The following is an 18513-nucleotide window of genomic DNA, read 5'->3' as shown; positions in this document are numbered from 1 at the left end:
CGCGGGCGCCGGAACACGAGGGAATAAGCCGGCTTCCGGGTAGCGTTTGACCCAGTGGCAAGTGTCGATTCTCGGGCGCCCGAGAGGAATGAGCCATTCATGATCGAATTCCGGTCCGTTTCCAAGACCTTCCCGGGCGGGACTGTCGCGGTTGATGATTTCAGCCTGGTGATCCCGTCGCGCAAGACGACCGTGTTCGTGGGCTCGTCCGGGTCGGGCAAGACGACACTGTTGCGGATGATCAATCGGATGGTCGACCTCACGGCCGGCACCATCGAGATCGACGGTGAGGACACCTCCACCCTGGAGCCGGTAGCACTGCGCCGCCGTATCGGTTACGTGATGCAGAATTCCGGACTCCTGCCGCACTTCACCGTGATCGACAACGTCGCGACCGTGCCGATGATCAGCGGTGTGCCGCGACGGGTGGCCAGAGAAAATGCCCTGCAGCTGCTCGACACCGTCGGTCTGGATCGGTCGCTGGCCACCCGCTACCCGAGTCAACTGTCCGGCGGGCAGCAGCAGCGCGTCGGAGTGGCCAGAGGATTGGCCGCCGATCCCAACATCCTGCTCATGGACGAACCGTTTGGGGCCGTCGATCCGATCGTGCGGTCGGAGCTGCAGCAAGAACTGATCAGGCTGCAACGGGAATTGGACAAGACCGTTGTTTTCGTCACCCACGACATCGACGAGGCGTTTCTGCTCGGGGACCAGGTGGTCATCCTCGAGGCGGGCGGCAAGATCGCTCAAGTCGGCTCGCCCACCGAGATCATCTCCGCGCCGGCTAACAGTTTTGTCGAGGACTTCATCGGCGTGCGGAAGGGCAAACGGGCGCTGAGCATCCGGAAAACGTCCAGAGGTGACATCGTCGTCGACAGCGAGGGGCGCGCGGCCGGTGTGCTGGTACGCGAACCGGACGGCGCGGTGCGGTGAACTGGGTTCTCGACAACCTCGAACTGATCGGCCAGCTCACGCTGGTGCATCTGGCGACGGCGGTGCCGCCGATCGTCCTGAGTTTTCTGTTGTCCATTCCGATCGGCTGGGCCGCCAACCGCTTCGCCGTCAGCCGGGGCCTCGTGCTCTCCGCCGCAGCGCTGCTATACGCCATCCCGTCGCTGCCGTTCTTCCTGGTGATACCGCTGGTCCTGGGTACGGGACTTCGGGATTCGCTCAACGTGGTGGTCGTGCTGACGGTGTACGGAATCGCACTGATGGCGCGGTCGACTGCCGATGGGCTGGCGTCGGTGGAGGCTGACATACGGGAGTCGGCTACCGCAGTCGGATTCTCCGGCCGAGCCCGGTTCTGGCGAGTGGAGCTACCCCTGGCCGGACCGGTGCTGCTGGCCGGGCTGAGAGTTGTAGCGGTGAGCACCATCAGCCTGACCACGGTGGGCGCGGTGCTGGGCATCGACAGCCTCGGCATCCTCTTCACCGACGGGTTCCAGCGCAACATCCCCGAGGAGATCGCCGCAGGAATCGTGTTCACGATCGCCATGGCACTGGCGGTGGATCTGATTTTGGTGCTGATTGGCCGGGCCCTGATGCCGTGGACCCGGGTGGCCAAACCGGGCCGCGCCGCGGTACCCTCCGGCCGCGCGGCGGCGGTCGCATGAATTTCTTCCTGGAAGCGATCGGCTGGATTTTCGACGGCTCCCACTACGGCGGCGTCAACGGCATCGACACCCGCATCCTCCAACACCTTCTCATCAGCGTCGAGGTGCTCGTGGTGTCGGCAGTCATTGCGATTCCGGTCGGCTATCTTGTCGGCCATACCGGGCGGGGCAGGACGCTCACCGTCGCCCTGTCCGGCGGGGTGCGCGCGCTGCCTACCCTCGGCCTGATGATCATCCTCGCGCTGGTGCTGGGGATCGGGCTGGAGGCGCCGTTCATCGCGTTCGTGGTCCTGGCGGTTCCGTCGGTGCTAGCGGGTGCCTATGCCGGGTTCGAAGCGATCGACCGCAGCACCATCGATGCGTCCAGGTCGGTCGGAATGACTCAGTGGCAGACCCTGACCAAGGTCGAAGTCCCGCTCGGGCTTCCGCTGCTCATCGGCGGGCTCCGCTCGGCGTCGCTGCAGGTGATTTCCACGGTCACCCTGGCCGACTACGTCGGAGCAGGCGGGCTCGGCCATTTTCTGTTCCTCGGCCTCAAGACCAACGATTATCCGCAGATGCTCGCCGGGTCGATTGTCGTCATCGTGCTTGCGATGCTCTCCGAGGTAGTGTTCAGCGTGCTTCAACGCATCGTGGTGCCGGCGGGAGTCTCCGCCGGCAGTGTCCAGGTCGTCCGGACGAGGCCACTCCGGTCTCGCTCGACACTCGGGTGATCAACGTGATCATCCCCAACAGGTAAGGAATTCTGTTATGTACACAGCAGGAAAAGGCCGACTCGCCGCTATCGGCGCCGTCGTGGTGGGGGCCGCAGTAGCCCTCTCAGGGTGCGCATCGGGTAATCCCCTGGCCACCGAATCCTCGGCGTCCGGCGGCGGTGAGCTCGTCGTCGGCTCGCAGGACTACTACTCCAACGAGGTGATCGCCGAGATTTATGCGCAGGCGCTGGAAGACGCCGGATACACCATCCGACGCGACTTCCGGATCGGTCAGCGCGAGGTGTACCTGCCGGAAATCGAGGCAGGCAAGATCGACGTGTTCCCCGAATACATCGGCAGCCTTGACCAAGCACTCAACAAGTCAGCGCAGGGCGGAACGCCGGAGGCCGTCTATCAGGACCTCACCTCGGTTCTGCCCAAGGGCCTGTCGGTGTTGAAGCCGGCTGAAGCTGCCGATCAGAACTCGTGGACGGTGACCCGCGCGTTTGCGAAGAAGTACAACCTCACCGACATCGCGTCGCTGAAGAACGTGACAGAGCCGATCATCGTCGGCGGTAACTCGGAGCTCGAGACGCGGCCCTACGGCCCGACCGCGTTGAAAGAGAAGTACGGCATCACCACCGTGGGGTTCAAAGCAGTGGAGGACAGTGGCGGACCGCTGACGGTCAAGGCGCTCGTTGACAACGAGATCCAATTGGCCAACATCTATACGGCAGACCCGAATATCAAGTCGAACGACCTGGTGGCTCTGGCCGATCCGGATGGACTGTTCTTTCCCGACAACGTCGCTCCTGTCGTGTCGAAGAAGGTCGACGCCAAGGCGACGGCCGTGCTCGACAAGGTGGATGCGAAGCTGTCGCAGAGCGTTTTGGTGGAGCTGAACTCCCAGAGCGTCAACGACAAAAAGTCGGCCAAGGACATCGCCAAGGCGTGGCTGGCCGACACCGGACTGGTCAAGTAACGGCTCAGTCTTCTGCCCGGCTCTCGTCGCCTCCTGCCTGGTGGTCCATGTGGCGCGCCTCGCGCCCGGCCAAGATCTTTTTGGCGAGGACCACCAGGAGCAGGAACGCGATGATGATCCCGACGAACACGTAGCCGGCGAAGTGGAGTTGGCCTGACATGCTCCTGAAGTTGTCGGCGGCTGCCCACCCCACCGAGATGTACGCCAGTGCCCACAGCACGCAGGCGGGAGCGGTCCAGGCCAGGAATTTGCGGTATCGCATCGTGCTCATCCCGACGGTGAGCGGTACCAGCGAATGGAAGACCGGCAGAAATCGGGAGATGAAGACGGCGATGCCGCCGCGTCGGTCGATGTAGCGCTCGGCACGCGCCCAGTGCTGGGCGCCGAAGCGCTGCCCCAGGCGACTGGCCTGGATCTTCGGTCCGAAATAACGTCCGAGGGCGAAACCGACGCTTTCCCCGCTGAGCGATCCGACGATCACCATGGCCACCAGCACCAGGTATTCCGGCAGGCCGGCGACCGCGGTGCTGGCCACCAACACGACGGTGTCGCCGGGGACGACGAGACCGACGAGCACGGAAGTCTCCAGGAACATCCCCGTGCCGGCCAGGGTGGATCGCAGCAGTGGATCGACCGATTGGATCAGGTTGAGGATCCAGCTCAGCGCGTCGTTCATGGGCGCGGCGGCCGCAGCGGCCTGGCCAGCGCATCCAGCCTGGCCTGCCAGGCGGACGCCCGGGCCGACGGACCGAGCATCGCTGGTCCGTCGATCCAGGTGGTGATCGTGCGGATGCCGTGCAGGGCGTTCACTGCCCACACCTCCAGAGCGTCGAGTTCGCGTGGCTGAGCCGCCTCGTACCGTATCCCGCTGCCCACAGCGGTGGCAAGGGCAACCAGCGTTTTCGCCGTCACGCTGTCCACACGGGCGAAGTGCGTCGGTGGCGCGCACAGCGTGTCACCGCGCCACCAGAGGATCGCGGTGGAGCAGCCGTCCACGATCGCGCCGGCCTCATTGAGGATGATCGCCTCGTCTGCTCCTCGCGCACCGACATCACGGCGCAGGCGCCCGAGTGTGGCGAGGTCGGGTCCTTTGATGCTGGGTCGGCGCCGCGGGTCGTGGCCATCGTGGGTGAGCGCGGTGAGCGTCGTGCCCAGCGGCGGCGCGCTCCGCAGCCGGAACGCCAGCCGCTGAATCCTACCGGCCTGACGCAACTCCACGCGGGGGAACCAGTCGCCGGCGAGCGGGATTCGGTCAAGGGACGCGGCCCAAAACTCGTCGAGCCGAAGTCGGCCGCGCTGCTCCGGGGTGAAGGCGGCGAAAAACCGTGCCCTGTGCAACTCCAGGGCGAGAACTTGACCCTCCGCGACCAACCAGGAATCGGCCGCCAGCACCGTCACGTCCTCACCGGCGACTTCGTCCTGCTCGAACCGGTCGGAAGCCCACAGAAGGCAGGAGTGCATGGTCATAGGGTTAGGGTATGCGGCGCCGCGTTCTCACAACTGAATATCGGCGGTGGATCGATCCGGAAGACGCGTTCGTGGCCTTGCACGGCGGCGACACGAATTGCTTCTGGTTGGACAGCGGCAGTGTCGCGACGAGCGGCAGAAGCTACCTGGGGTCGTCGTCGCGAATCTTCGTTCCTCGCGACGACGAGTCGGTGCTCGCATTCCTGCGCGCCGAACTGGCCGGCGGATCACCGCCGGTCGGGTCCGAACCGACCGAAGCGGCGTTCCGGCTCGGCTGGGTCGGCTGGCTCGGTTACGAACGGCGCGGAGAGACGATGGGCGTGCCGGTGTCTCACCGGAGCAGACATCCGGATGCCGCGTTGCTCTACGCCGACCGGGTCGTGGTGTTCGACCACGGCTCAGGCACCGTGTCGTTGATGGCGCTCGCCGACCAGTGGCGCGGGGAGGTCCTTGACTGGCGGGAACGCACCGTGGCCGTCTTGGACGGTATCGACACCGATTCCGTCACCCAGGTACATCAACCATCCCGCCCGGCGGGGGAACCCGCCGTGCATTGGGCATACAGCGACAGCGAATACCTGGGCCTGATCCGCGCCGCTCAGGCCGCCATCCGGCGCGGCGACGCCTATCAACTGTGCCTCACCAACGAGGCCAGCCTCGATGTCCATCCCGATCCGCTCGCGGTCTACCTGGCGCTGCGCGCAGCCAGCCCCACCCGGCATTCGGCCCTGATCAGGGTCGGCGAGACTGCGCTGCTCAGCGCCACCCCGGAGTTGTTCCTCACCGTCACACCGCAGGGTGTGGTGCAAACTCGGCCGATCAAGGGCACCCGGCCGCGCGGAGCGAGTGATGCCGAAGACGCCGCGCTGCGGCGCGAGCTTGCCAGCGACGACAAGGAGCGTGCCGAGAACCTGATGATCGTCGACCTGATGCGCAATGACCTCAGCCGGGTCTGCGCCGTGGGCTCGGTCAGTGTGCCGAGCCTGCTGGCCGTGGAGACCTTCGCACAGGTACACCAGCTGGTCAGCACGATCCGCGGTCAGTTGGCGGACGGGTTGGACGGGCTGGACGCCGTGGCCGCCTGCTTCCCCGCCGGGTCGATGACCGGTGCCCCCAAGCTGCGCGCGACACAACTGCTCGATGAACTGGAACGGCGCCCGCGCGGCATCTACTCCGGCGTGTTCGGCTACTTCTCCGGTGACGGCGGCATCGAGCTGGCCATGGTCATCCGGAGCATTGTGATCGACGAGGTTGGCGCGACGGTCGGTGCCGGGGGAGGCATCACCACGTTGTCGGTGCCGCAGGCCGAGCTGGCCGAGGTCAAGCTCAAGGCCGCCGCGCTGCTCGCTGTGCTCGGCGTTCGGTAATCTTGGATTCTGGCTGAAACAGAGTGATTGAGAGTCCCGTGAGCAACGATCGTGAATCCGTGGAAACCGTGGCAGCGCAGCAGGACGCCGCGGGCGGGTACGACGTGGCCCAGATCCAGTCGAAATGGCAGTCGGTGTGGGACTCCCTGCAGCCGTTCACCGCCGCCGACGACGACAGTCGGCCGAAGAAGTACGTGCTCGACATGTTCCCGTACCCGTCGGGGGATCTGCACATGGGGCACGCGGAGGCGTACGCGCTCGGTGATGTGATCGCCCGGTATTGGCGCCAGCGCGGCTACAACGTGCTGCATCCGATCGGTTGGGACTCGTTCGGGCTGCCCGCCGAGAACGCCGCGATCAAGCGGGGAATCGACCCGCGCGGCTGGACCTACGACAACATCGATCAGCAGAAGAGCACCATGCGGCTCTACGCCGCCTCGTTCGACTGGTCCCGCGTTCTGCACACGAGCGACCCGGAATACTACAAGTGGAACCAGTGGCTGTTCCTCAAGATGTACGAGAAGGGTCTGGCCTACCGCAAGGACTCCTGGGTGAACTGGGATCCGGTGGACCTCACCGTGCTGGCCAACGAGCAGGTGCTGGCGGATGGCACGTCGGAGCGCAGCGGCGCGATGGTCGTCAAGAAGAAGCTCACGCAGTGGTACCTGAAGATCACGGACTACGCCGATCGGCTGCTCGATGACCTCGACGGCCTTGAGGGTGCTTGGCCGGCCAAGGTGCTGACGATGCAGCGCAACTGGATCGGCCGGTCAGTCGGCGCCGACGTCGACTTCGTGATCGAAGGGCGCGACGACCCGGTGACGGTGTTCACCACCCGCCCGGACACGCTGTACGGCGCGACGTTCATGGTGGTCGCCCCCGACTCCGAGCTCGCGGCAGAACTTGCGGCCGGATCCACGCCTGAAGTTCAGGAGAGCTTCCGCAACTACCTCGGCGAGGTGCAGAAGATCACCGAGATAGAACGGCAGTCCACGGACCGGCCGAAGACCGGCGTGTTCCTGCACCGGTATGCCGTCAACCCGGTCAACGGTGAGCGGCTACCGATCTGGGCCGCTGACTACGTGCTGTCCGACTACGGCCACGGAGCGGTGATGGCGGTGCCTGCCCACGACCAGCGCGACCTGGACTTCGCCCGTGCGTTTTGCATGCCGGTACGCGTCGTGGTGGACACGGGCACGGCCGAGGAACCGGCCGCCGACCCCGCCGACAGCGGAGTGGCGCTCGCCGGTGCCGGCGTGATGATCAACTCGGGCGACCTGGACGGCCTCGGCAAGGCGGACGCTATCCGGAAGATCACGGAGCAACTCACCGCATCCGGTCAAGGCCGCGCGACCAAGGCCTACCGTCTGCGCGACTGGCTGATTTCCCGACAGCGTTACTGGGGCACTCCGATCCCGATCATCCACGGCGCCGACGGCACCCTGATCCCGGTACCGGAAGACCAGTTGCCCGTGGTGCTGCCGCCCACCGAAGGACTCGACCTCAAGCCGCGCGGCACATCGCCGCTCGGCGCGGCCACCGATTGGGTGAACGTGCCGAACCCGATCGACGGCACCCCGGCCCGCCGCGACCCGGACACCATGGACACGTTCGTGGACAGCTCGTGGTACTTCCTGCGGTTCCTGAACCCGCATGACGCGGACAAGCCCTTCGAGCGCGACAAGGTCGACGAATGGGCGCCCGTTGACCAGTACGTCGGCGGCGTGACCCACGCCATCCTGCACCTGCTCTACGCCCGGTTCATCACCAAGGTGCTTTACGACCTCGGCTATGTCGGATTCACCGAACCGTTCAGCGCCTTGCTCAACCAGGGCATGGTGCTCATGGACGGCTCAGCGATGAGCAAGAGCAAGGGCAACCTGGTGCGGCTGAGCGAGCAACTCGAGGAGCACGGCGTCGATGCGGTGCGGCTCACGATGTCGTTCGCCGGGCCGCCGGAGGACGACATCGACTGGAAAGACGTCTCGCCGCACGGCTCGGCGAAGTTCCTGGCCCGCGCCTGGCGGCTGGCCGGAGACGTGACGAGTGAGCCGGGGGTGGACGCCACGACCGGTGACCCGTCACTGCGGCGGATCACCCATCACTTCCTCGCCGAAGTTCCCGCCATCATCGAATCGTTCAAGTTCAACGTCGCCGTCGCCAGAATCATGGAACTGGTCAACGCCACCCGCAAGACGATCGATTCCGGTGTCGGGGGAGGGGATCCCGCGGTGCGGGAGGCCGCCGAAGCCGTCGCTGTGGCACTGAGCCTGTTCGCGCCGTACACCGCCGAGGACATGTGGGAGAAGCTCGGCCACCAGCCGACGGTGGCCCTGGCCGGCTGGCAGGACGCCGATCCCGCACTCCTCGTGGAGGAGTCGGTGACCGCGATCGTGCAGGTCAACGGCAAGGTGCGCGACCGGCTCCAGGTCGCCCCGGACATCGCCGCCACCGACCTGGAAGCGCTTGCCCGCGCCCTGCCGTCCGTGGCTCGGCACATCGGTGCGGCGGAAGTGCGCACCGTGGTGGTCCGCGCCCCGCGGCTGGTCAACTTCGTCGTGCGCTAGCCGTACCCCCCCGCCCCGCCCCGCCCTCCCCTCGTCCACCCATTCCCGCCCGGATCATCCAGCCCGGTAGAAACCCGTTTCAAGGAAAAACTGTCACCGGCACCCCAATTACCAGTCGATCCGGGTGTTCCGGACAGAATCTCCGTGAAACGGGTTGCGGGACGGGGACGTCTAGTCCCTCGAGAAGGACTAGTCCCTCACCGGTGAGACGTTGCGCGGAAGTGCACAAACTGGACCGATCGGCCGTGCCGGGCCACTGACGCGCGCTAACGTCGCGCGCATGATTGGGCAACTCCTGGCCGACGGACGACGTTCCCGGATGCGTGTGGGCATCGGAGCGGCCGTTGTGCTGCTGATCGCCGGGCTGGGGATAGCGGTGCTCGTGTCGGCGTTCTCGTCCGCCGGCGTCACCACAACGATCGCTCCCGCACCGTCGTCGGGAACGGCTGTCGGCGCCGCACCATCATCCGGGGCCGATCAGGCACCCGGAGCCGCGCTGTTCGTACACATCCTCGGCGCTGTCGCAACGCCCGGCCTCTACCAGCTGCACCAGGGTGACCGTGCGGTCGACGCCGTCGCGGCGGCCGGCGGGTTCAGCCCGGATGCCGACCGGGCGCAGCTGAACCTGGCCCGTCCCGTTTCGGACGGCGAACAGATCTACGTGCCGAAGGTGGGCGAAGCCGTCGGGCCGCCGGGTGGGCCCGTGACCGGAGGCACCAGCACCGTCGGCGGCAAGGTGAACATCAACACGGCCAGCGAATCGGACCTCGAAACACTGCCCAGGGTCGGCCCGGCCATGGCGAAGCGCATCGTCGCCTGGCGCCAAGCCAATGGCCGCTTCAACGCGGTCGAAGACCTGATGAGTGTGACCGGAATCGGCGAGAAGACCTTCGCGGAACTCAAAGACCTGGTCACGGTGTGATGGCCGACTGATGGGCGACCTGCGCCTGGCAGTACCGGCGGCGGTCGCGTGGATCGTGCTGGCCGTGCTGGTCGGCTTCCCGGACCGGCTCAGTGCCGCCGCGGTGCTGCTGTGGATTCTCGCCGGCGTCACCGCCGTGGCACTGCTCATCGCCGGCCCGCAACAGTTCCGCCTGCGCGGGCTGGGCGCCAGCCGGCTTCGCCGAGCGCTGGGCGTGATGGCCGGCTCCGTCGTCCTCGCCTCAGCCGCGGCGGCACTGGTGCTCAGTGCCGCCGCACTCGCCGCGCCGGCGCGGATGCCTCAGGTGCTCGTGCGCGCGGCCCAGAGCCACCGCTCAATCACCGCGACCGCGGTCACCGACGCGGTATTCCACCCGGGCAGCGCCCGCACCCCGCTGTCGATTACCCTCACCTCGGTCACCGTGGGGCAGGTGCGATCGTCATCCCGGGTGCCGGTGCTGCTGTTCGGCGCGCCGGATGCGCCGGACGGCTCGGGCATCGGCACCGGACTCGTGCTCGCCGGCACGATCGCGGCCGCCGAACCGGGAGACTCGGTCGCCTTCCTCGTCTTCGCGCGGGGCAGTCCGCGCGTGATCGGGCACCCGCCGTGGTACCTGGACTGGGCCAACGCGCTGCGATCCGGTTTCGTCGGCGCATCACGCTCGCTACCCGGCGACGGCGGCGACCTGCTTCCCGGACTGGCGATCGGCGACACCAGCGCGGTGAACGTCACCCTCGACGCCGCGATGAAGTCCACCTCGCTGAGCCACCTCACCGCGGTGTCCGGCGCCAATTGCGCGGTGATTATCGGGCTGGTCATGATTGCCGGCGCCGCGGCCGGCATCCCTCGTCACTGGCGCGTCGGCGGTGCCCTGGTCGTACTGGTCGGCTTCGTGGCTTTGGTAACCCCTCAGGCCAGCGTGTTGCGGGCCGCTGTGATGGCAGCGCTGGTTCTCGCCGCGATGGCGGGCGGGCGCTCGCTGCGCGGCATCCCGGTGCTCTCGCTCGCGGTGATCATCCTGCTCACGATCGACCCGTGGCTGTGCCGCAACTACGGGTTCCTGCTCTCGGTGCTGGCCACGGCCGGGCTGCTCCTGCTCGTGCGGCCGCTGACCGCACTGCTCGGCCGCGGGATGCCACGCCCCCTCGCCGCGGTGATCGCCATCCCGTTGGCGGCACAGATCGCCTGCCAGCCGGTGCTCATCCTGCTGAACCCCGCTATTCCGGTCTACGGCGTGGTCGCCAACCTGCTCAGCGAACCGGCCGCTCCGCTGGCGACCGTGCTCGGCTTGGCGGCGTGCCTGCTGATCCCGATCGCGCCGCCGCTCGGACACGCCGTGGCCGCTGCGGCATGGCTGCCGTCCACGTGGATCGCCGCGGTCGCGCGGTTCTTCACCGCGCTCCCCGGCAGTCAGGCACGGTGGCTGCCCGGCGCCGTCGGTGTCGCGCTGGCGGCCATGGTGATCGCACTCGTCCTGTTCGCCATGCTGGCCGGCGACCGCTGGCCGCGCGCCCGGCGCGGCGCCGCAGCCCTTCTCGTGCTGGTCCTCGTCGTGTACACGGGCGGTGTCGTCGGCGACCAGGTCGTGCGCCAGTTGGCCAGACCCGCCAACTGGGAGATCGCCGCCTGCGACATTGGACAGGGCGACGCCGTGCTCGTGCGCAGCGCCGGTCAGGTCGCGCTCGTCGACACCGGACCGGACCCGAGACCGCTGGAGAAGTGCCTCCGCGAACTCGGCATCGGCCGCATCCAGCTCCTCGTGCTCACCCACTACGACCTCGACCATGTCGGTGGGACCGCCGCGGTCTTCGGTCGGGTGGACCGCGCCATGGTCGGCCCGGTCTCCGACGCGCACGACACAAAACTCCGGCAGGCGCTCGCGGCATCCGGAGCTCACGTCGATGAGGTGGCCCAGGGCGAGGCGGGCACCCTCGGTCAGCTCAACTGGCGGGTGCTGTGGCCTCCAGCGCGGCTCGGCACGGTGCAACCCGGCAACGACGCGAGCGTGACCATCGCCTTCCACGGCGGCGGAGGCTGCGCGTCCGGATGCCTCAGCTCTCTCTTTCTGGGGGACCTGGGCCGGGAACCGCAAGCCAGGGTGCTGGCCGCGAACCGGATCGGCCCGGTCGACGTGGTGAAGGTGGCCCACCACGGCTCCGCCGACCAGAACCTCAGAATGTACCAGGTGGCACATGCCAGGGTGGGCATCATCGGGGTCGGCGCGCACAACGACTACGGACATCCGACGGCGGCACTGCTGGGCATCCTCGCGTCCGTCGGGACGAGCGCCGAGCGCACCGATCGGCAGGGCATGATCCTGGTCTCACCGGCCGCTGGCGGCACGGTGACGGTGTGGAGCGAGCACTCGCCGAGGGCACCGGCCACGGAATAGGATGGCGTCCACGATCTAAACTCACGGTTGACCGACCTGGGGTTGGATGCGCGGCCGGAGCACCCCGAAATCGCTTCCTTTGGAGATTCACATGACCTACGACGCCACCAAATTCCGCGCCTACTTCGAACACGAATTCAACTACGACGCCGGGTTCCGCAGAAATGTGTCCAGGTTCCCGAATCAGACCGCGATCATCGACCCGCCCAGCGGCAGGACGTGGACCTACCGGCAGCTGGGCGCGGATGTGGAGCGGGCCGCGCTGGCGCTGGCCGCCCTCGGTGTCGGCCGCGGTGACCGGGTCGCCTACCAGCTGTTCAACTGCCCGGAATTCGCCATCCTGTACCTGGCGACGCAGCGTCTGGCGGCCATCGGTGTGCCGGTGAACTACCGGCTCGCGCCCGGGGAGATCGCCCACATCATCGAGGACAGCGAGCCGCTCGTCTATGTCTACGACCAGGAGGTCGTCGCCAACTTCGAGCGCGCCCTGGCCACGAGCGGAGCGAGCCCCGCGCTTCTGGTGGTCGGCGGTTCCAGCGCGCAGGAAACGCTACCCGGAGCGGTGCCGTTCCACGACGCGCTCCAGGATGCGACGGGCGAACTGCCGGCGCTCCCACCGGATTTCTCGGTGTACGAGGAAACCACCAGGCTTTACACCTCCGGAACCACCGGCATGCCCAAGGGCGTCGCCCTGCCGTCCATCGTGGAGGTGATGTCGGCACACGACGTGATCATGCACTTCCCGCTCGCCCCGCACGACCGCACGCTCAACATGACGCCGTGGTTCCACCGTGGCGGTCTGTACTCGGGCGGGCCGAACCCGGTGTTCTACGTCGGCGGCTCCGTGGTACCGCTGCGGAATTTCGATGCGGCCACCGTGCTGGACTGGGTCGCAAAGTACCAGCTGACCTTCCTCATCGGCGCCCCGACCACGCTGGCGATGCTCGCCGACGAACAGGAGCGCTCGCCGCGCGACCTGTCAACGCTGTCCGGCATCGTCACGATGGGGTCCCCGATGGAACGCGCCGCGATCCTGCGCTACCAGCAGCTGCTCACTCCTCGGATTTTCAACGGCTACGGAACCACCGAGGCGTTCTGGAACACGTTCCTGCGTCCGGAGGATTTGCCGGCACGGGCCGGCAGTGCGGGACGGGCGTGCACCGACGACGACGTGGCCGTGGTGAAGGTCTTCGAAGGCCGCCGCGGTCGGCCAGACGAGCTGGTGGCCAGGGACGGTCAGGAAGCCGGGGAAGTCATCATGCGTTCGCCGAAATCCGGGTTCGCCTACGTGAACCTGCCAGACAAAGACGAGGAGAAGTTCTTCGAGGGCTGGCTGTATCCTGGCGACATCGCGGTGTGGGACGAAGACGGCTTCGTGACGATCCTCGGCCGCAAGGACGACATGATCATCTCCGGAGGCGAGAACGTGCATCCTGCTCAGGTTGAAGAAGTGCTCGGCACGTACCCTGGCGTGACGAACTCGATCGTGGTCGGTCTGCCGGACGCCCACTGGGGGCAGAAAGTCGTCGCCTATGTCGTGAGCCGCGACGAGACGCTCACGGCGGCGGCGCTGGATGCCCACTGCAAGGCCGACGAATCCCTCGCGAACTTCAAACGCCCGAGGGCGTACCGATTCGTGGATGAACTGCCGATGACCGCTACCGGTAAGAAGATGCACTTCAAGATGGCGGAGGCCGCGATCGAGGACGAACGGATCGGCGCGTTGGAACACCTATGACAAGATCCGACAGCGACCGGGTCGTCATCACCGGTCTGGGCGCCGTGACGCCCCTCGGGAACACCTGGCGGGACACCTGGGACGGCCTCACCTCCGGACGCAGCGGTGTCGGCCTGATCACCCAGTTCGACGCGACTGAGTTCCCCACGCGCATCGCCGCCGAAGTGAAGGGATTCGATCCGACCACGGTGTTGTCGGTGAAACGCGCGAACCGGTCGTCACGCACCTCCCAACTGGCCGTGGCGGCGGCTCAGGAAGCCGTAGACGACGCCGGACTTGGGCGGGACCTGAACGAGGTGAACGCCGCTGTCGTCGTCAACAGCGCCGTCTCCGGATTCACCGAGATCGCGGATGCCGCCGGCCTGCTCGGCCGCGGCGAGGCCCGTCGGATCAGCCCCAGCTTCGTTCCATCGGCGTTGACCAACATGGCCGCATGCGAGATCGCCATCGATCTGGGCGTGCACGGACCGGTGAACGCCAGCGCGTTGGCCTGCGCGAGCGGCGCCTACGCCTTGCTCGAGGCCCGCAGCATCCTGCTCGCCGGCGACGCCGACGTGGTCATCGCCGGAGGCGTCGACGCGGCGATCACCCCGGTAATGTTCGCCGGACTGTCAGCGATGCGAGCGCTGTCACAGAGCAACGACTCACCACAGCAGGCGTCCCGCCCGTTCGACGCGAACCGCGACGGTTTCGTCTTCGGCGAGGGCGCTGTCGTCTTCACGATGGAACTCCTTTCCCACGCCAGGGCTCGGGGTGCCCACATCTACGCGGAAGTGGTCGGCGGGGCGCTCACCAGCGACGGCTTCAACATCGTCGCTCCAGAGCCCAATGGTAAGTACGCGGCGCTCGCTATCACCCGGGCGCTGGCCAACGCGCAGCTGGACAAGTCGGCCATCGACATGATCTGTGCGCATGGAACCTCCACCAGAGCCAACGACCGTACCGAAACGGCGGCGATCGCCGCGGCGTTCGGTGAGCACGCCCGTCGGGTGCCGGTCTCCGCACCCAAGTCGATGACCGGGCACCTCATCGGCGCGGCCGGGGCACTGGCCGGGCTGCTCTGCGCTCTGTCTATTTCGCAGGGGGTCATCCCGCCGACGATCAATTACGACACCGCCGACCCGGAGTGCTTTCTGGACTACGTGCCGGGAACGGCGCGGGAGCAGCCGGTGCGGTATGCGACCACGAACGCGTTCGGTTTCGGCGGTCAGAACTGCGTCGTCGTGTTCGGCCGGGTGTAGTCGTGGCAGCAACGAAAACCGCCGTGGTGATTCCGCGCCTGAGCTGGGACAAGGTGCGTCCGGCGCACGTTGTGCTCGTCTCGGGCCCGGAGGACTTCCTGGCCGACCGCGCCATCCGGCTACTGCGCGACATCCTCAAGGCTGAGGATCCCAGCCTCGAGGTCAGTGATCTGGATGCCTCCGGTTACGTGCCCGGCGAATTGATCACCTTGGCCAGCCCCTCCCTGTTCGCCGAACCGCGGATGATCCGTGCCACCGCCGTCGAAAAATGCAGTGATGCGTTCCTGACCGAGACGCTGCGCTATCTATCGGCGCCGGCGGACGACACCTATCTCGTGCTGCGGCACACCGGGGGAGTGCGCGGAAAGAAGTTGCTGGATGCGGTGCGTGCGGGGTTGGGCGGCGGCATCGAAATCACCTGCGCGGAACTGAAGAAGGACTCGGAGAAGCTCGACTTCGCCGCCGCGGAATTCTCCTCCCTCGGCCGACGCGCGACACCGGGCGCGCTGCGCGCCCTCGTCTCCGCGTTCTCCGGCGACCTGGCCGAATTGGCCGGGGCCTGCCAGCAGTTATTGTCGGACGTCGACGACGACGTGACGGAACGGACCGTGGAGAAGTACTATTCCGGCCGGGTGGAGACCAGTGCCTTCCGGGTGGCGGATGTCGCCATCGCCGGACGGCACGGCGAAGCGCTGATCCTGCTGCGGCACGCTCTGGCATCCGGCGCCGATCCGGTTCCGCTGGTGGCGGCATTTGCGAGCAAGCTTCGCACGATGGCGAAGGTGTCCGGTGGGCACGGCTCGTCGGCCCAGTTGGCGCAGAAGTTCGGCCTCGCTCCGTGGCAGGTCGACCGGGCGCGGCGGGACCTTCAGGGTTGGAGCGACGCCGGGCTGGGTACGGCGATCCAGCTGCTCGCCGAGACGGACGCCCAGGTCAAGGGCACCGGGCGGGACCCCGTCTTCGCCCTGGAGCGCATGATCGGTCAGGTCAGCCGTCGCGGCTAACCGCACCGCGCAGGCCGGTGATCACCGGTGGTCGAGCTTGTCGAGACCCCTCGTAGTCGCGCCGCGCAGTCCGGTGGTTGTGCTGGTCGCCACCGGTGGTCGAGCTTGTCGAGACCCCTCGTAGTGGCGCCCTTCAGCGGGCGGCGGGCTAGAGCGCAGCGACCTTTTTGGCGATCGCGGACTTGCGGTTCGCGACGTTGTTCTTGTGCAGCACGCCCTTGCTGGCGGCCTTGTCCAACTTCTTCGACGCGACGGTGAGCGCAGCCGCGGCCTTCTTGGCGTCACCGGTGGCGATGGCCTCGCGGGTGGCGCGGATCGCGCTCTTGACCTCGCTCTTGACCGCCTTGTTGCGGTCCTGGGCCTTCTTGTTCGTGCCGATGCGCTTGATCTGCGACTTGATGTTTGCCACGTGTACTACCTTCTGTGTGTATCGAACAGTTCTCGGGCAGCCTCTGCGAGCTGCGATTCGCGTGTACATCCTGATGGTCCCGGATGTCGCGCGCAAGCCAACAGGCAACATTACCAGTTTTCATGCCGCCACAAATGTGCCCGTTCCGGCTCAATGTGCCCGGCGCAACGGGAACACCTAGCCGGAACGGGCACAATGGGCGGGCATGGGAGAATTGTGCGACCGGATCGACAAAGAGGAACGCGTGAGCCCGAAATCAGTGAAGGTGCTTGAGCCTGCGTCGACGGACCCGGCACGCATCCGCAACTTCTGCATCATCGCGCACATCGATCACGGTAAGTCCACCCTGGCCGACCGGATGCTGCAGATCACCGGGGTGGTCAGCGACCGGGACATGCGCGCCCAATACCTGGACCGGATGGACATCGAGCGTGAGCGCGGCATCACCATCAAGAGCCAGGCGGTACGGATGCCGTGGTCGCTGGTGGACCCTTCGACAGGCTCAGGGACCGTGTATGCGCTGAACATGATCGACACGCCCGGCCACGTGGATTTCACATACGAGGTCTCCCGGAGCCTGGCCGCGTGCGAGGGCGCCATCCTGCTCGTCGACGCCGCGCAGGGCATCGAAGCGCAGACCCTCGCGAACCTGTACCTCGCCTTGGACCACGACCTCACCATCATCCCGGTGCTCAACAAGATCGACCTGCCCGCCGCGGACCCGGAGAAGTATGCCAAGGAACTGGCCAGCCTGATCGGCGGCAGACCAGAGGATGTGCTGCGCGTCTCGGGCAAAACCGGCGAGGGCGTCGAGGCACTCCTGGACCGGGTCACAGAATTGGTCCCACCCCCACTCGGCGACGCGGACGCACCCGCCAGGGCGATGATCTTCGACTCTGTCTACGACTCCTACCGCGGCGTGATCACATACGTACGCGTGGTGGACGGCCAACTTTCGCCCCGCGAGAGAATCGTGATGATGAGCACCGGCAGCACCCACGAGCTGCTCGAGATCGGGGTCAGCGCCCCGGAACCGGTGCCCACCAAGGGCCTCGGCGTTGGCGAAGTGGGCTACCTCATCACCGGGGTCAAGGATGTGCGCCTCAGCAAGGTCGGCGACACCGTCACCAACTCCACGAAGCCGGCCGCGACCGCGCTCAAGGGATACGCCGAGCCGAAGCCGATGGTGTTCTCCGGGCTGTACCCGATCGACGGCTCCGACTTCCCCGTGCTGCGCGACGCATTGGACAAGCTCAAGCTCAGCGACGCCGCCCTCGTGTACGAGCCGGAGACATCCGTCGCCCTGGGCTTCGGCTTCCGCTGCGGATTTTTGGGGCTGTTGCACCTGGAGATCGTCACCGAGCGACTGGAGCGCGAGTTCGGCCTCGACCTCATCGCCACCGCGCCCAGCGTGATCTACGAGGTGTCCACCGACGACAAGAAGTCGCACACCGTCACGAACCCGAGCGAGTTCCCCGACGGCAAGATCGCGTCCGTCTCCGAGCCGATGGTGAAGGCATCCATTCTGGCCCCGAAGGATTACGTCGGCACCATCATGGAACTGTGCCAGAGCCGTCGCGGCACCCTGCTCGGCATGGAATACCTCGGCGAAGACCGCGTCGAACTGCACTACACGATGCCGCTCGGCGAGATCGTGTTCGACTTCTTCGACCATCTGAAGAGCCGCACGCAGGGTTATGCGTCGCTGGACTACGAGCCCGCCGGTGAAGCGGAGGCCGATCTGGTGAAGGTCGACATCCTGCTGCAGGGCGAAGCGGTCGACGCGTTCAGCGCCATCGTGCACCGCGACAAGGCATACGCCTACGGCGTGCTGATGACCGAGCGGCTGAAGAAGCTGATCCCGAGGCAGCAGTTCGAGGTGCCCATCCAGGCGGCGATCGGCGCCAGGATCATCGCCCGCGAGTCCATCAGCGCGATGCGCAAAGACGTGCTCGCAAAGTGCTACGGCGGCGACATCACCCGCAAGCGCAAGCTGCTCGAGAAGCAAAAAGAGGGCAAGAAACGGATGAAGATGGTCGGCCGGGTCGAGGTGCCGCAGGAGGCGTTCGTGGCGGCCCTCACCGGGGACACGGAGAAGAAAGAGAAGAAGTAGGCG

15 protein-coding genes are annotated in these 18513 nt (G+C 66.7%); 12 read left to right on the top strand and 3 right to left on the bottom strand.

The features are described 5' to 3' along the window. Nucleotides 1–99 precede the first annotated feature (99 nt). Genes ABFX56_RS02475 through ABFX56_RS02460 form a run of 4 tightly spaced genes read left to right on the top strand, consistent with a single transcriptional unit; the run spans nucleotide 100 to nucleotide 3290 of the window. Nucleotides 100–933 (top strand): ABC transporter ATP-binding protein, encoded by an 834-nt coding sequence (locus ABFX56_RS02475; RefSeq protein ID WP_346231697.1) that lies wholly within the window; start codon nucleotides 100–102, stop codon nucleotides 931–933. Beyond that, nucleotides 930–1613, top strand: a complete 684-nt coding sequence (locus tag ABFX56_RS02470; protein WP_346231696.1) for an ABC transporter permease — start codon at nucleotides 930–932, stop codon at nucleotides 1611–1613. The genes ABFX56_RS02475 and ABFX56_RS02470 overlap by 4 nt, the downstream gene beginning before the upstream one ends. Further along, nucleotides 1610–2326: an ABC transporter permease gene (locus ABFX56_RS02465; RefSeq protein ID WP_346231695.1), complete on the top strand. Its 717-nt coding sequence runs from the start codon at nucleotides 1610–1612 to the stop codon at nucleotides 2324–2326. The genes ABFX56_RS02470 and ABFX56_RS02465 overlap by 4 nt, the downstream gene beginning before the upstream one ends. Before the next feature lie 37 nt (nucleotides 2327–2363). Further along, the gene (locus tag ABFX56_RS02460) at nucleotides 2364–3290 is read left to right on the top strand and encodes an ABC transporter substrate-binding protein (protein ID WP_346231694.1); all 927 of its coding nucleotides are present in this window, start codon (nucleotides 2364–2366) and stop codon (nucleotides 3288–3290) included. A 4-nt stretch (nucleotides 3291–3294) separates the two neighbouring features. On the opposite strand, the gene ABFX56_RS02455 is transcribed toward ABFX56_RS02460, so the two are convergent. Then, nucleotides 3295–3966, bottom strand: a complete 672-nt coding sequence (locus tag ABFX56_RS02455; RefSeq protein ID WP_346231693.1) for a DedA family protein — start codon at nucleotides 3964–3966, stop codon at nucleotides 3295–3297. Continuing rightward, nucleotides 3963–4757, bottom strand: a complete 795-nt coding sequence (locus tag ABFX56_RS02450; RefSeq protein ID WP_346231692.1) for an aminotransferase class IV — start codon at nucleotides 4755–4757, stop codon at nucleotides 3963–3965. The genes ABFX56_RS02455 and ABFX56_RS02450 overlap by 4 nt, the downstream gene beginning before the upstream one ends. 11 nt (nucleotides 4758–4768) lie before the next feature. Between ABFX56_RS02450 and pabB the strand changes: the two genes are divergently transcribed. The 7 genes from pabB to holA all read left to right on the top strand — a co-directional run bounded on the left by pabB (nucleotide 4769) and on the right by holA (nucleotide 15988). Beyond that, a complete protein-coding gene (gene pabB, locus ABFX56_RS02445) occupies nucleotides 4769–6124 on the top strand; it encodes an aminodeoxychorismate synthase component I (RefSeq protein WP_346231691.1) in 1356 nt (451 codons plus the stop codon). Nucleotides 6125–6162: 38 nt separating this feature from the next. After that, nucleotides 6163–8691: a leucine--tRNA ligase gene (gene leuS, locus ABFX56_RS02440; RefSeq protein WP_428834386.1), complete on the top strand. Its 2529-nt coding sequence runs from the start codon at nucleotides 6163–6165 to the stop codon at nucleotides 8689–8691. Nucleotides 8692–8971: 280 nt separating this feature from the next. Then, on the top strand, nucleotides 8972–9613 hold the full coding sequence (locus ABFX56_RS02435; protein WP_346231690.1) for a helix-hairpin-helix domain-containing protein: 642 nt from the start codon (nucleotides 8972–8974) through the stop codon (nucleotides 9611–9613). Nucleotides 9614–9623: 10 nt separating this feature from the next. Beyond that, a complete protein-coding gene (locus ABFX56_RS02430; RefSeq protein ID WP_346231689.1) occupies nucleotides 9624–12005 on the top strand; it encodes a ComEC/Rec2 family competence protein in 2382 nt (793 codons plus the stop codon). A 91-nt stretch (nucleotides 12006–12096) separates the two neighbouring features. After that, the gene (locus ABFX56_RS02425; RefSeq protein ID WP_346231688.1) at nucleotides 12097–13743 is read left to right on the top strand and encodes a class I adenylate-forming enzyme family protein; all 1647 of its coding nucleotides are present in this window, start codon (nucleotides 12097–12099) and stop codon (nucleotides 13741–13743) included. Next, entirely contained in the window at nucleotides 13740–14984 is a 1245-nt protein-coding gene (locus ABFX56_RS02420) for a beta-ketoacyl-[acyl-carrier-protein] synthase family protein (protein ID WP_346231687.1), read from the top strand. The genes ABFX56_RS02425 and ABFX56_RS02420 overlap by 4 nt, the downstream gene beginning before the upstream one ends. Nucleotides 14985–14986: 2 nt before the next feature. Next, a complete protein-coding gene (gene holA, locus ABFX56_RS02415) occupies nucleotides 14987–15988 on the top strand; it encodes a DNA polymerase III subunit delta (RefSeq protein WP_346231686.1) in 1002 nt (333 codons plus the stop codon). A gap of 148 nt (nucleotides 15989–16136) precedes the next feature. On the opposite strand, the gene rpsT is transcribed toward holA, so the two are convergent. Continuing rightward, nucleotides 16137–16397 (bottom strand): 30S ribosomal protein S20, encoded by a 261-nt coding sequence (rpsT, locus tag ABFX56_RS02410; RefSeq protein WP_346231685.1) that lies wholly within the window; start codon nucleotides 16395–16397, stop codon nucleotides 16137–16139. Between the two features lie 244 nt (nucleotides 16398–16641). Between rpsT and lepA the strand changes: the two genes are divergently transcribed. Continuing rightward, nucleotides 16642–18510: a translation elongation factor 4 gene (gene lepA, locus ABFX56_RS02405; RefSeq protein WP_346231684.1), complete on the top strand. Its 1869-nt coding sequence runs from the start codon at nucleotides 16642–16644 to the stop codon at nucleotides 18508–18510. Nucleotides 18511–18513 lie beyond the last annotated feature (3 nt).

This window comes from Parafrigoribacterium mesophilum (assembly GCF_039652555.1).
Taxonomy (GTDB): Bacteria; Actinomycetota; Actinomycetes; order Actinomycetales; family Microbacteriaceae; genus Parafrigoribacterium; species Parafrigoribacterium mesophilum.
Note: the sequence above shows the minus strand (reverse complement) of the source record. Positions and strands in the feature narration are given on the sequence as shown.

Bases quoted from the DNA above. Each gene is read 5' to 3' on its own strand.
- ABFX56_RS02465 (WP_346231695.1), top strand. From the start codon at position 1,610: ATGAATTTCTTCCTGGAAGCGATCGGCTGGATTTTCGACGGCTCCCAC.
- ABFX56_RS02435 (WP_346231690.1), top strand. From the start codon at position 8,972: ATGATTGGGCAACTCCTGGCCGACGGACGACGTTCCCGGATGCGTGTG.
- ABFX56_RS02420 (WP_346231687.1), top strand. From the start codon at position 13,740: ATGACAAGATCCGACAGCGACCGGGTCGTCATCACCGGTCTGGGCGCC.
- ABFX56_RS02460 (WP_346231694.1), top strand. From the start codon at position 2,364: ATGTACACAGCAGGAAAAGGCCGACTCGCCGCTATCGGCGCCGTCGTG.
- ABFX56_RS02475 (WP_346231697.1), top strand. From the start codon at position 100: ATGATCGAATTCCGGTCCGTTTCCAAGACCTTCCCGGGCGGGACTGTC.
- ABFX56_RS02430 (WP_346231689.1), top strand. From the start codon at position 9,624: ATGGGCGACCTGCGCCTGGCAGTACCGGCGGCGGTCGCGTGGATCGTG.
- ABFX56_RS02425 (WP_346231688.1), top strand. From the start codon at position 12,097: ATGACCTACGACGCCACCAAATTCCGCGCCTACTTCGAACACGAATTC.
- ABFX56_RS02455 (WP_346231693.1), bottom strand. From the start codon at position 3,966: ATGAACGACGCGCTGAGCTGGATCCTCAACCTGATCCAATCGGTCGAT.
- pabB (WP_346231691.1), top strand. From the start codon at position 4,769: ATGCGGCGCCGCGTTCTCACAACTGAATATCGGCGGTGGATCGATCCG.
- ABFX56_RS02450 (WP_346231692.1), bottom strand. From the start codon at position 4,757: ATGACCATGCACTCCTGCCTTCTGTGGGCTTCCGACCGGTTCGAGCAG.